12 protein-coding genes are annotated in these 13609 nt (G+C 48.6%); 11 read left to right on the top strand and 1 reads right to left on the bottom strand.

Features of this window, described 5'->3' with window-relative positions; genetic code table 11:
- From ACE3K2_RS12475 to ACE3K2_RS12425, 11 genes are all read left to right on the top strand, one after another.
- Positions 1-663: a class II aldolase/adducin family protein gene (locus ACE3K2_RS12475; protein WP_340962783.1), complete on the top strand. Its 663-nt coding sequence runs from the start codon at positions 1-3 to the stop codon at positions 661-663.
- Between the two features lie 292 nt (positions 664-955).
- A complete protein-coding gene (locus tag ACE3K2_RS12470; protein WP_421890246.1) occupies positions 956-1684 on the top strand; it encodes an FCD domain-containing protein in 729 nt (242 codons plus the stop codon).
- A gap of 41 nt (positions 1685-1725) precedes the next feature.
- On the top strand, positions 1726-3774 hold the full coding sequence (locus ACE3K2_RS12465) for a hydantoinase/oxoprolinase family protein (RefSeq protein ID WP_421890243.1): 2049 nt from the start codon (positions 1726-1728) through the stop codon (positions 3772-3774).
- A complete protein-coding gene (locus ACE3K2_RS12460; RefSeq protein WP_421890241.1) occupies positions 3771-5744 on the top strand; it encodes a hydantoinase B/oxoprolinase family protein in 1974 nt (657 codons plus the stop codon). The genes ACE3K2_RS12465 and ACE3K2_RS12460 overlap by 4 nt, the downstream gene beginning before the upstream one ends.
- Positions 5745-5812: 68 nt before the next feature.
- On the top strand, positions 5813-6949 hold the full coding sequence (locus ACE3K2_RS12455; RefSeq protein WP_421890238.1) for an ABC transporter substrate-binding protein: 1137 nt from the start codon (positions 5813-5815) through the stop codon (positions 6947-6949).
- 72 nt (positions 6950-7021) lie between these two features.
- Positions 7022-8152 (top strand): ABC transporter ATP-binding protein, encoded by a 1131-nt coding sequence (locus tag ACE3K2_RS12450; RefSeq protein ID WP_421890235.1) that lies wholly within the window; start codon positions 7022-7024, stop codon positions 8150-8152.
- Positions 8149-9066: an ABC transporter permease gene (locus ACE3K2_RS12445; RefSeq protein ID WP_421890233.1), complete on the top strand. Its 918-nt coding sequence runs from the start codon at positions 8149-8151 to the stop codon at positions 9064-9066. The genes ACE3K2_RS12450 and ACE3K2_RS12445 overlap by 4 nt, the downstream gene beginning before the upstream one ends.
- Complete coding sequence (locus ACE3K2_RS12440) at positions 9059-9904, top strand: ABC transporter permease (protein ID WP_421890230.1); 846 nt, start codon at positions 9059-9061, stop codon at positions 9902-9904. Before ACE3K2_RS12445 ends, ACE3K2_RS12440 begins: the two co-directional genes overlap by 8 nt.
- On the top strand, positions 9897-11114 hold the full coding sequence (locus ACE3K2_RS12435) for a M24 family metallopeptidase (RefSeq protein WP_421890227.1): 1218 nt from the start codon (positions 9897-9899) through the stop codon (positions 11112-11114). The genes ACE3K2_RS12440 and ACE3K2_RS12435 overlap by 8 nt, the downstream gene beginning before the upstream one ends.
- A gap of 81 nt (positions 11115-11195) precedes the next feature.
- On the top strand, positions 11196-12383 hold the full coding sequence (locus ACE3K2_RS12430; protein WP_421890224.1) for an MFS transporter: 1188 nt from the start codon (positions 11196-11198) through the stop codon (positions 12381-12383).
- Positions 12384-12468: 85 nt separating this feature from the next.
- Positions 12469-12819 (top strand): hypothetical protein, encoded by a 351-nt coding sequence (locus ACE3K2_RS12425; protein ID WP_282321162.1) that lies wholly within the window; start codon positions 12469-12471, stop codon positions 12817-12819.
- A 153-nt stretch (positions 12820-12972) separates the two neighbouring features.
- Here ACE3K2_RS12425 and ACE3K2_RS12420 read toward each other — a convergent pair whose 3' ends face one another.
- The gene (locus ACE3K2_RS12420; RefSeq protein WP_421890221.1) at positions 12973-13599 is read right to left on the bottom strand and encodes an FMN-dependent NADH-azoreductase; all 627 of its coding nucleotides are present in this window, start codon (positions 13597-13599) and stop codon (positions 12973-12975) included.
- Positions 13600-13609 lie beyond the last annotated feature (10 nt).

Raw genomic sequence — 13609 nt, 5'->3', positions numbered from 1 at the left:
ATGTCTGAACAGCAAATAAGAGAAGAGTTGACGAAATATGCCCGCAGAGCAGTTGCTCAAGGGCTAGTGGTAGGACCCGGTGGGAATCTGAGCGCACGCTCCGGGGGAACGATGCTATTGTCTCCGAGTGGTTATGCACTTGAAGACCTGGAACCGGACGAGTGGATCGCTATTGATATCGAGACAGGGGAGACTAGCGCGGGATCAACTCGTCCGTCATCCGAAGTATTGATGCATCTGTACAGTTATCGTGTGAATCCTGATATCCAAGCCATTGTGCATACGCATCCGGCATATACGATCGCACTTAGTCTCGTTTTTGATGAATTGCCACACTTGTTCCCTGATCAGTCAGCATTAGTGGGCGATATCGGGTTTGTTCCATATGTTCTGCCAACGACGAAACTCCTTGCCGATGCAGTCTCAGCAAAGGTAGAAGAACATACAGCACTCATTCTCGTCAATCACGGATTGGTTACAACGGGTAAAAACCTCCGCGAAGCCTACTACCGCACCCAGGTGGTGGAAGAGAGCGCAAAAGTATATATGATCGCCAAGGCAGCTGGGGAACCCAAAGTGTTAACTGCTGAAGAATATAAGGAAATTCAATCCCTTGAGAGTGAAGCCTACCGTGTGCAGTTGCTGCAACAGCTCAAGTCCTGACACCTGATTTGACCATTAATGATTACATTTGTGTTTATAAAAGATTGTTACTTTAAGGGCAGATTGCATCCTCCAGTTAAACGCTGGAATAAAGGATGTGAAGTGCTCTTTTTTTATTTTAATGTTGAATTGAAAAGGCGAAGAATGTCGCTGGGGAAAATAATTCATACTAATTTGATGAGAATTGTTGAAAATGAGTTGATTAGAAGTTATACTATCGTTAATCATCAATGAGTAACAACAAGATAGAAGATTAAAAAAACAATTAAGTATCTAAGAGGGGTGAAATTCAGTGGGTCCTGAGCTTAACGAAATGGAGTTGGAATACGAACTGCTGAAGCAGCTTCGAGACGCGAGCGCTCCCATCGGGGCCAGTACGTTGGTTCATACTTTGGGCAAAACGTATGGTCTGAGTCAGGCAACCATCGGAAGAAGACTTATGGAGATGGATGTTGAAGGTTTTACAGTTCTGGAAGGTCGCAAGGGAAGGACTTTGACCGAACAAGGTCTGGATCGAATGAAGACTCTGGAAAGAGATTTGCAGCAAAAAAGCGTGAATTCACAGTTAATTCAGATGCTGAACCATTCTGGGGAAAAGGCTCTGTTGGATGTTCTCGTTGCCAGAAGGGCACTTGAGCGGGAGATCGCTTCCCTGGCAGCACAGCGTGCCACGAAAGAATACATATTACTATTGCAAGCATCGATTGAGAACCAGCATGAATTGCTTTCCAAGAATATTATACCATACGAGGAGGACAGAGAGTTCCACAGATTGTTGGCTTATGCTGCGCAAAACCAAATTCTTCTGCACGCGGTTGAACTGGTATGGGAGACAAGCCGTGATTTTCTGGAAACAGCGTATATTCGCCGGAGAGTAGGAAGTGAATTAGTTGTGGATCATCAGCAGATTCTGAATGCTATAGTAGCGGGCTCTCCGGAGCAGGCTGAAGCGGCAATGGTGAATCATATCAACCAAATGATTGAGGATGTCAAACGTTATTTCGCCATGCAAAACCAATAACAATCCTTAGAATGAGACCCTGTGATAAAGGAGTTGAGCTTGTGGACACAATCTACCGTTTAGGCATAGATATCGGAGGTACTTTCACAGATGCGCTGGTGATGGACCATCAGGGCAGCGTGATTGCGGCGCTCAAGACGCCATCGATTGCAACAGCTCCGGAACAGGCGATTTTTAATGCACTTGATCAACTCAAGGCGAATGGTGTGAACATTCGTGAGATTGATCTATTTGTGCATGGAACAACACTTGGCGTTAACACGTTAATCGAACGAAATGGTGCAGTTACAGGTCTGCTGGTCACTAAAGGATTCCGCGATATTCTTGAAATCCGGCGGTTGCGACTTGAGGATACAACTAATCTATATGGTGACAAGACAGATGCGTTAGTACCGAGACATCTTGTCAAGGAAGTTGATGAACGGGTGATTGCAAGTGGGGGGATACTTCAGCCACTGAATCAGGAACAGCTGCTGCAAGCGGTGCATGAGCTGGTGGAAGATGGCGTTACTGCTTTGGCGATCAGTTTTTTACATGCTTATGTGAATCCTGCTCATGAGCAGCTTGCAGAAGATCTGATCAGGGAACGTTATCCGCAACTGTTCATCTGCCGAAGCAGCGCCATCTGGCCACAACAGCGTGAGTTCGAACGAACACTCGCAACGACCATGAACGCATATGTAGGTGAACGAATGGGGTCTTACTTCTTACGTCTGCAAGAAGGGATTCAGGCATACGGTCTCAAAGCCAACTTGCTGTCCACCATGTCTAACGGTGGAATGATGACGGCTGCCAGAGCGGCTAATGAGCCGGTACGTACACTTCTGTCCGGGCCTGCTTCCGGTGTAATCGCCGCGACCCATATCGCTGAACGAGCGGGTATTCATCAGGTCATCACATTTGACATGGGCGGGACAAGCGTGGATGTTGCTCTCATTGACAAAGAACCAACCTATTCGTCCGAGAACAAGGTGGGGGATTTTCCTGTCATCATTCCTGCTGTTGATGTGACGGCTATAGGAGCAGGTGGTGGTTCAATTGCCTGGCTTGATTCCGTCGGCGTGCTCAAGGTTGGACCACGCAGCGCGGGAGCCAACCCCGGTCCGGCCTGTTATCAGCGCGGGGGAGAAGAGCCGACAACTACAGATGCCTATCTACAGCTTGGTATCCTGCATGCTGACCGTTTCCTGGGTGGAAAAATGCGTCTGTATCCCGAACTTGCAGAGCGTGCTCTGGGCAATCTGGGAGAGAAGCTTGGTCTGGATGTCGAACAGACTGCGCAAGCCATTCTTGATGTGGCAACTGCCAATATGTACGCCCAGTTTTCTCCCCTAATGGCTCGCAAGGGTGTTGATCCCCGCGATTTTACGTTGCTCGCATATGGTGGAGCTGGCCCGATGCATGCTTTTCTGATGGCACGTGAGGTAGGCATCGGCAGGGTGCTGATCCCGCCATCTCCGGGAACGCTGTGTGCCATGGGCTGCACGGTTGCCAATCTTCGCAATGATTTCGTTCATACGTTACACAAAACCACTCAGACTTTGGAGCCCGGTGAGTTAAGCTCTCTTTTCACTGAATTAGAAAACCAGGGACGTAGCTGGGTCGATGAGGAAGCCCGTGGCGGTGTCAAGCTGGATACTATTTATTGCCTATACAGTGCGGATATGCGATATGAGGGACAGGCCTTTGATCTCGAGGTCACGCTGACATTGGAAGAAATTGAAGATCCCAAGAAGGCAGGGATTAAATTCCATACGTCTTACCAAAACGTGTTTGGCATCAGTCAGCCAGAGGCAGAAGTTATGTTTGTAAGTCTCAGAGCAACCATTGTTGGTGTTTTGCCTACCCATAACACGGTAGATCCGGCAAATTTGCCATTCGATGAGAGTACAGCGGAAGAACGGATCATAACCTTTGACCATGTACAGCAGACAGCCAAGGTACTGAAAAGGGGACAGATTCCATCGGTGGATGCTCCCATCCCCGGGCCTATTATTGTGGAGGAATATGATACAACGATCTTTATCCCACCTGGATATAAGGTATATCGGGATGTCCACGGAAACGTGATTGGGGAGGTGGAAGCATGATCGGCGACAAGGTCTTTCTTGAGATTTTCAACAACCGGATTCAGGCTGCCGTGGAAGAAATGGCAAATGTCGTTTTGCGTACAGGATTCACCGCTTTTGTCAAAGAAACGGGCGATTTTGGAACCTACCTCTTATCTCCGTCCGGGGAAACGTTCGGGTCGCCGCTGGAGACGGGTTACAATCTGTCCCTGGGCATTCCTGCCGCTGCGACCATTAACAGCATAGAAGACTGGAAAGAAGGGGATCTCGTCATATGTAATGATCCTTATTCCACCAAAGGCATGGTCACACACCTTCCAGACATTCATCTCATCAAGCCTTATTTTCACGAAGGGCGAATCATTGCTTACGGCATGTGCTTTGTTCATTCATCCGATGTAGGCGGCAAGGTACCGGGTAGCGTATCTCCCAGCGCCTACGATATTCATATGGAAGGCATTCGAATTGCACCAGTCAAGCTGTATGAAGCTGGTGTGCTGAACGAGCAGATTTTGCGCATGTTTCTGGACAACAGCCGAATTCCGGAGCAAAATCTCGGTGATCTTAAAGCACTTATGGCTGCATTGAATCGGGGAGAGCAGCGGCTTGAGGAACTCATTACACGTTATGGCGTGGAGAAAATCGAGCAGGGCATCGAGCATTTGCTGGAATATGCCGAACTGAAAGCTCGTGCTATTGTGCAGGATATCCCTGACGGTTCCTATGACTTCTGGGACTACCTGGAGAAAGGCCCAGGAGGGTATCCCATCCGCTTGCGCTGCACAATGACGATTGCAGGCAGTGACATTCATCTGGACTTTAGCGGCACCGATCCTCAGGTCAGGGCTTCATTCAACATTCCTACCCATAATCAACAGGGACATTACATGCTGGTACCTGCACTCATTCGTTATTTCCGTACAATCGATCCGACTATTCCGTGGAATTCGGGCATGATTCGCATGGTGCGAAATTACGCGCCCCCTGCTTCCGTACTCAACCCGGAGCCGATGGCAGCTGTGGGGGCACGTGCTGCGACCTTTATCCGGCTGATGGATGTTATCACGGGAGCTCTGGGGAAAGCACAGGGCAGTATGGTTCCCGCAGCAGGAGCTGGACAAGCCTGCATTGTCATGATGGCGATGACAGACGCATCTGATGGCAAGAAAAAGGTGGGCGTGATTCAGCCGATCTGCGGAGGATCGGGAGCAAGGCCGATGAAAGACGGAATTGATGGTATGGATTTTGCGGTTGGTCACCTTCGGAATATTCCTGCGGAAACGGTGGAATCCGAGATGCCTGTGTTGATTGAGCATTATGGTCTTCGTGCTGACTCGGCAGGTGCAGGTACCTTCCGTGGTGGAAGCGGAATTGACTTGTGCGTCAGAATTCTAACACCGGATACCGTGATGACGGCCAGAAACATGGAGCGTATGGAGTTTCAGCCTTGGGGTAGGCTCGGTGGCGGCGTAGGTTCACATGGCGAAGCGATTCTCAATGCTGGACGTGCAAGTGAGGATCATCTGGGCAGAATTGATGAGTTACTACTTCAGCCTGGAGAAACGGTTACGTTTCTTTCACAAGGTGGAGGCGGTTATGGCGATCCTTATGAGCGTGATTCACGTCTGGTTCTGGATGATGTAAGAAGAGGGCTGGTATCTACAGAGAAAGCCTTTGAGTTATACGGTGTTGTGATTGACGGCCTGGAGCTGAACGAAAGAAAGACCGAACAAATGCGAGCCAAGCGACCACGGCAGCAGGAGGAATTCGCTTATGGCAAGGCGCGCGAGCAGTTTGAAGACATATGGAGCGATGAGATGCAGGTTTCGCTAAATCAGGCATTACTGAATGTTCCGCTTGCACTGAGAGACTACCTGAAACGTCAGACCATGGACGTTGTAGAGGAGAAGTATAAGGATTCCCTATCTGTAGATCCATGGGAGTTATCTGACATTATGGAAGGTTTGCGCCAGCAAATAGGCTTGCATTGATCTAGTGTATGGAGACTATCTAATTCTGTCTTATCAGTAAAACCAACTACATGGATGGGGGAATTCACATGTTTAAATCAAACAAAAAACGCTTTCTCAGCCTCGCCTCTCTGACACTGGCCGGTACATTGGTGCTTTCCGCCTGCGGTGGAGCAAGCAGCTCAAGTAATACTGCCGGAGAGACTGATGCTTCAGGAGCAAGTGGGGACAAAGTTAAGCTGACCATGTTTATCTGGGCTGGTTCCAATCAGGATGTCGTTCCAAAAGAAGTGGTTGCCGAGTATGTAAAAGAACATCCCAACGTTGAGGTCACCTTTGAGGAATCCTCCAATTCGGTAATGTACCCGAAGATGGTCGCTGGCAAGCAGGCTGATGCCAACAATCCGGTGGTCAACTTTGGTTACTTCAATGCAGATGCAACGGCTAAAGGTTTGAATGATGACATGTGGGAGCCACTGGATACAAGCATCGTGACGAATATCAAGGATATTCCAGAGTCCTTCCACAAGCCAGACAACAAAGGCGTGGTCTGGGGCGTTTCGAGCTTCGCCTTGGTGTATAACAAAGACCTTGTCAAAACGCCGCCTACCAGCTGGAACGATCTGTGGGATAACCAGGAGTTCAAAGGGAAAACGGCGCTCTGGGACTACATGTTCTATTCCTATATCTCCCCACTGATTGCTACCAAAGGACAAGAGATTGGTGCATCCTATGAAAATCCGGAGCCAGCCTTCCAATACTGGGCAGATCGCAGTGACCAGATTGGCACATTGGTTTCATCCAATGATCAGCTGAAAGCACTGCTGGAATCAGGTGATGCTCTTATTGCCCCATTCAGCGCACAGGTTGCACAGACATGGATTGATGGCGGTTCTCCACTTGCCGTAGCGTATCCGAGTGAAGGTGCGATCTCCTTCCCGTACACACTTCAGGTCGTGAAGGGCTCAACACCTGAGCAGGCACGTGTTGCAAACGAAATTATTAACGAATTGTTGAGCGCAGAGGCACTGTCTAAGTACGCAGAAGCAACGGGTACGCCAGTCACCAGTACGAAAGCTGCCGTTCCGGACAAGTACAAGGATGATCCTTCCTTCTCTGTCGAAACGCAAAGTAACGACATTAATCCAGACTGGGATGTGCTTGCACAGAACAGCTCTTCCTGGAAGGAACTATGGGACCGACTCGTGAAAACCAAGCTTCAATAAAAGGATTGTTGCCAGGCAAACAACAATTCCGTGTTCTGTTATGAACCCGGAATGGACGGGAGGGAATCAGAGATGAGCAGCGTACAAGAGACCATATCCATTGAAACAAGGGAAGTCACGAAGACCTATGGTGAACGAGCTGCCGTTGATCAAGTCACACTGCAAGTGAAAAAGGGAGAATTCGTTTCCTTGCTTGGTCCGAGTGGCTGTGGCAAAACCACACTGCTGCGCATGCTTGGCGGACTTGAGCAGCCGGATCAGGGCACCATTATGCTGGGAGGCCGGGATGTTACCGGCATTCCAGCCTATGGACGCAACAGCAATATGATTTTTCAGCAGCTTGCGCTGTTCCCTCATATGGACGTATTCAACAACATTGCCTATGGGCTAAAGGTGAAGAAGTTACCCAAAGCCGATATCAAGCGGCAGGTAGGTGAAATGCTTGATCTCGTCCAACTCGGAGACTATGGCAGGCGTGCTGTATCCGAGCTGTCCGGCGGGCAGGCACAACGCGTCGCCATTGCTCGCGCACTGATTAACAGACCCGAAGTGCTGCTGCTTGATGAACCTCTCTCTGCATTGGACATGCAGCTGCGTCTCGATATGCAGCGTGAACTGAAACGTATCCAGCGTGAATTTGGCGGAACGTTTATCTTTGTAACGCATGATCAGAGCGAAGCCATGAACATGTCTGACCGCATTGGCGTCATGCGGGCTGGGAAGCTGCTGCAGTATGCAACTCCTGATGAAATCTATGAAAGACCGACTGATAGCTTCGTAGCCAAGTTCATCGGAGATACCAACCTCTTGGAGACGGAAGTGTTAGGACAGGATGTGAATGGAATCCGGGTGCAATGCTTCGGCAAGCCATTACTGGTGAAGGTCAGTGATGGCAAAGCCGTACCGAAAGCCGGAGCCCAACATTCCCTATCCATCCGCAATGAGTATATTCGACTCGGAGAAGATGCAACTCAATGCGTGAACAAGCTGGAAGGACAAGTGATTGAAGCGGTGTACGGCGGAGCAAATATTCGATACAGCGTACAGATTGTTGAGGGTTTTCTGATTCAGGCCAGTGTGCTACATCAACGGGGAGCTTCACGTTATAGTCCAGGCGAGCCGATAGAAATTGGCTTTGATCCAGAGGACGCGCTCTTGTTATCTGAACCCATGCAAGACCAAGTACAGGGTGCAGGAATATGAACCGGATCGCGGAACGGATCGTGAATTTGTATTCCTTTGGAAATCGCACATGGGTAACCCGGTTGCTGCTGTTGTTACCTGCACTTGCTCTGATGGGCATCGTGTATCTTGGCGGGTTGCTGATCTTTGGCAGATATAGCTTTGATATCTATGAGAATGGGAAGCTTATTCGCGGCTGGGATTGGGGGACCTATCGTGCTTTTTTATCTGATCCTTACTATTGGAAACTGATTGGCACGACATTTCGCATTGCCTTCAAGGTTACCCTATGGAGTCTAATGCTTGCCTATCCGCTGGCCTACTGCATAGCGGGTCTCAAGAAGCCTGGCATGAAGCAGTTTTTGTTGCTGCTCACGTTTCTTCCGCTACTGGTCAGCGCGGTTGTGCGTTCTTACGGATGGCAGCTTTTACTGTCCAAACAGGGCTTCATGAACTGGTTGTTCATTCGGCTGGGGCTTACCCAGGAAGGATTCAATATGATCTACAACGAGACAGGTGTTGTTGTTGCACTTGTCCATATTTTCCTGCCATTTATGGTCTTTCCAATCCTGAATGTCTTGTCCCAAAGTGATGCTTCCTTAAAGGCAGCTGCTCAGGATCTGGGAGCGGGCAGCTGGCGAACGTTCCTCACCATTACTCTGCCTTTATCGGCAAGAGGCATTGCAAGCGGGGTACAGATTGTGTTCACGTTATGTCTCACCGCCTTCACCACACCTCAACTGATTGGCGGGGGAAGAGTGATGACACTCCCGGTATTTATATACCAGCGAACCTTGGACACCAACTGGCCGATGGCTGCGGTTGCCAGTCTGTTCTTGCTGGTTTCTTCCATCGTTGTCTCGTTGCTTGTGAATAAAGGAGCAGAAATGTTGATGTTCCGTCGTTCCGGTAAGGGAGGTCAGTCATATGGTTAAGTCAAACAGGGGCACCAAGCTGTTGCTCTATATCTTTGTGGGCGCCGTAGCCATTTATTTGCTGCTGCCACTGCTGATGATTATGTTGACATCTGTAGGCTCTGGTTCAGCCAGCAAATTCCCGCCGGAAGGTCTCACCTTGAAATGGTATGCCAATCTGGGTGAGCAGACCCAGTTTCTTGATGCGTTCAAGAACAGCCTCATCGCTTCCACAGGAGCGGTTCTGCTGGCTTTGATTACAGGTACGCTTGCGGCGCTAGCCATCGTGCAGTACCCTTTCCCGGGCTCAGGTATATTAAGAGCATTTTTTGGTTCTCCGATGGTTATGCCGAAAATTACGCTGGGTATCGCATATTTGATTTTATTCTCGAAAATGCATATTGCCGGCGGACTGTTTGCACTTATTTTGGGTGAAGCGGTTATTGTGCTTCCATTCGTGCTCACGCTTGTGGGCAGTGCATTAGCCAATCTGCACCCGGCTCACCGGGAAGCTGCCGCGGACCTTGGGGCAGGACCGATGCGCATTTTTTTCACCATTACGCTGCCACAGCTCCGCCTATCCCTGCTTCTGTCAGGGTCAATCGCTTTTGTCTTCACTTTCGATCAGGTCGAGGCTGCATTGCTGCTGCTCCGTCAGGATAGCTACACGTTGCCCATACAGCTATTCCTGTATATGGAGAAATGGCAGGACCCAACGATAGCCGTGGTGTCTGTAGTTCTGATCGCTTTTGCGCTGGCTCTGTTTATGACGATTAAACTGGTTTTGCGTTCTGTACCAGGACTTGAGAGTTTGTTCGGTCGCAGGAAAACAAAAGGAGGTCTGGATCAAAATGAATAATTCACAGCATATAACTCATAGCTCCGGTCTGAATCGGGATCGGGCGGAAGAAGTGATGAACGCTCAGGGACTAAGTGCCCTGATTGCAACTACTCCCGAGAATATTCAATATGTCATCGGGTCCCAACTGCGTGCAAGCAATTGGACGATGCAGATTTATGCGGTTCTGCCTGCTGACAGTTCTGCTAAGCCGTGTATCATCATTCCAACGAATCGTTTGGGCGTTGTGGCCCAATTCGGTATCACGGGGGTGAACATATTTGCCTACAGTGATTTTTTCGTGGAAGGTTCCATTGAAGGCAAACCTTCCACTGACGACATTGATCTATTCTATTCTCTCCTGCACACGACGGTTATTCATTCAAGCCCTGTAGATGCGCTCAAAGCGGCATTAAAACAGCTTGAAATCGAAGATCAGCCGATTGGAATCGATGAGATGCGGATCGCTCCTGATATTCTGACGAGAATCAGGGAGGAGGTTCCTGACAGATCAGTAGTTCCTGCATATAAGCTGTTCAGACATATCCGTCTGGTCAAGACCCCTTTTGAGATCGAGCAACTTCGTCAGGCTGCCCAATTAAATGAACGGATTGAGCAGGAACTAATTAACCTGATTGCCGCAGGTGTTCATGAGAAGCAACTTGCCGATCATTATCGTCTGGCTGTGATGAGAGCAGGTGGAACTCCGGCAATGACAGCGGTAGGGGCAGGGCCACGCAGTGCGTTGCCACTCATCGAAAATTATTTTCATACGATTGAGACCGGAGATCAGATCCGTTTTGATCTCTGCCTACAGCTGGAAGGATACTGGGGAGATACGGGTCGCACGGTTGTTGCAGGGGAGCCTACCGCCTGGATGAAAAAACATTTTGCTGCAGTCAAAAGTGGATGGGAGACAGCACTTGAAACCGTGCGCCCTGGCGTCATGGCATCCGAAGTATTCCATGCGGCAGTTTCTCGTGTGCAACGTGAGGGAATTCCGCATTATCGACGTCAACATGTCGGACATGCCATCGGATTGGAACTGTACGATGATATGACGCTCTCTCCTGGTGACCATCGCGTACTGGAGCCCGGTATGGTGTTATGTGTGGAGGTGCCTTATTACGAACTTGGTGCAGGTGGATTCCAAATCGAGGATACCATTGTTGTAACGCCAGATGGTTATGAGTTTCTGACCCATATGGAGCGGAAACTGTTTATTAAATAATATAAATGGAAGGCTTCACTGACCGGCGATCAGGCCACAGCCGATCCAAGAAGCTTTCTTACCGAGAAAGTTGGAACATCCATGATTCAGCAGGGAACTAAGACGTTTCGTAACATTAGCCTTGCACTGTTCGCCGGAGGTTTTGTCACTTTTGCTTTGCTCTACAGTCTGCAACCCCTGATGCCTGACATTAGCGATACATTTTTCATTACGCCGGCACACGCCAGTCTTACATTATCAGTAACAACGATCGCCATGGCACTGACGATGCTGTTCATCGGATCCTTGTCTGATTCTGTAGGCCGACGCTTTATCATGACAGCAGCACTGGTCATATCTTCTGTTATTGCTTTGCTCAGTGCGTTCAGCTTGGGGTTTTCAGAGCTTCTTCTTCTTCGTATTCTCCAGGGGGTGGCACTCGCAGGGTTGCCAGCAATAGCCATGACATATTTGTCAGAAGAAATTGAACCTAGAAGTCTTGGTTATGCCATGGGCCTATATATCAGCGGCAATTCAATAGGAGGCATGGCCGGTCGTTTTATCAGCGGTGTGGTGACAGATTGGTTCAGTTGGCGCGCTGCTGTGGGTTTCATTGGTATTCTTGGACTATGTGCAGCCGTTATTTTTTGGCTTGTCATCCCGCCATCCCGTCATTTTGTCAAAGCTGCACCCGGATTCAAAAATCCAATACCTCTTTTGTGGTCACAATGTCGTAATCCAAGGCTTCTGTGCCTGTATGGGCTTGGTTTTCTCCTGATGGGGGGCTTCGTGACCCTGTTCAACTATATAGGTTTTGAATTAACGGGTGAACCCTATCATCTCAGCCAGTCCATTGTTGGAAGTCTTTTTGTGGTGTATCTGATGGGCACACTTAGCAGCACCTGGATGGGCAGGCTGGCAGATCGGTACGGCAGATCACATGTACTTGGGATCGCGCTGGGCATTATTCTGGCTGGTGCAGTATGTACCGTTCATCCAGCGATTGGGGTCAAAATTATCGGACTTGCCCTGTTTGCTTTTGGTTTCTTTGGCGGTCATTCCATCGCAAGCAGCTGGGTTGGACTCGTGGCTAATCAGCATAAATCCCAGGCCAATGCGTTGTATTTGTTTTTCTACTACCTTGGTTCAAGCGTAAGTGGAACAGGGGGCGGATTGCTATACAGCCATCTGGGATGGATAGGTATTGTGGGGTTGATCGGTGTGTATGTTTTGATCGGTTTTGTCTTGTGTAATTTGCTTGTCCATAGATTGAAGGGACAGGCTACATAAAGCAACTTTTTCCGACAGGTATTGCATATCCTGAAATACCGAGTATAATACTTGGTAAATAGACAAAAAGGGGATGCAATAAACGATGAAAACACATGCTGAATTGAACTCACTTCTTGTTGACGATTATCTGGATCTCCTGAACATTGCGAAACAGCTAGGTGATGACGAATGGAAAGATGCTATTCTGCAAGCATTGAAGGAAGAAGTCGATGCGAATCATCATCTGGATTCAAAAGAGGTAAGACAGGATTTATGGATTCAATTCGAAGGCATTAATGAACAAATGCATGATCTGTTAATGCAACTGAAACATGCCGACAGTCCTGAAGAGAAAGAGCAGATTATTGAGATGATCTGGGGATTGAAAGTGGACCGTCATGCGATCACACGTAAACTTGAAACCATGAGCCGTGCCAGCGCTGGATATCAATAAGCTCTAGGTTGAAATATACATTGAAACCCGCATGTTTCCTGGGAATATCCTAGGAAACATGCGGGTTTTATTTTTGCTTTGATTGTTTACTACACTGCTGATGATGTCACTAGGCATAATTCGTAATCAAAAGCGGACTTTTGAACTACCTTTCTAAAATTGTTTTGCCAAAGTGCGCGCTTGTTCTATCGCCTGTTGCTTGATCTCATCCGCTCGTTCTTTATACTGATTATGCCCCTCAACAAAAATGCCATCAAGCTTCGGCACACCGAGGAAAGACATGATAATGCTCAGATAACGATGTCCGGATTCCATCTGAGCCGCTGGGCCTTCGGAATAAATGCCGCCGCGGGCCTGAATATGCAGCGCTTTTTTGTCAGACAACAATCCGACAGGACCTTGTTCGGTGTAACGGAATGTTTTGCCAGCTACACAGATGGAGTCCACATATGCCTTCAGGATGGGAGGGAATGAGAAGTTCCACATCGGTGTTACAAAAACATATTTATCTGCTGATGCAAATTGATCCGACAGTTCATTCAAACGGCTTACTTTTGCCTGCTCTTCGGAAGTCAGATCACTGCCCGATTGCAGTTTGCCCCAGCCACTGAAGACATCTGCATCGATATGCGGAATATCCGAGCGATACAGATCGAGGTGAACAACCTCATCAGAAGGGTGACTTTCACGATACGCATCAATAAAGGCTTTGCCCGTAGCCATGCTGAATGAGGTTTCATGATCATGAGGATGGGCAGTAATATACAATAGGGTAGACATGTTTTTCTTC

This window comes from Paenibacillus sp. (assembly GCF_048976745.1).
GTDB lineage: Bacteria > Bacillota > Bacilli > Paenibacillales > Paenibacillaceae > Paenibacillus.
Note: the sequence above shows the minus strand (reverse complement) of the source record. Positions and strands in the feature narration are given on the sequence as shown.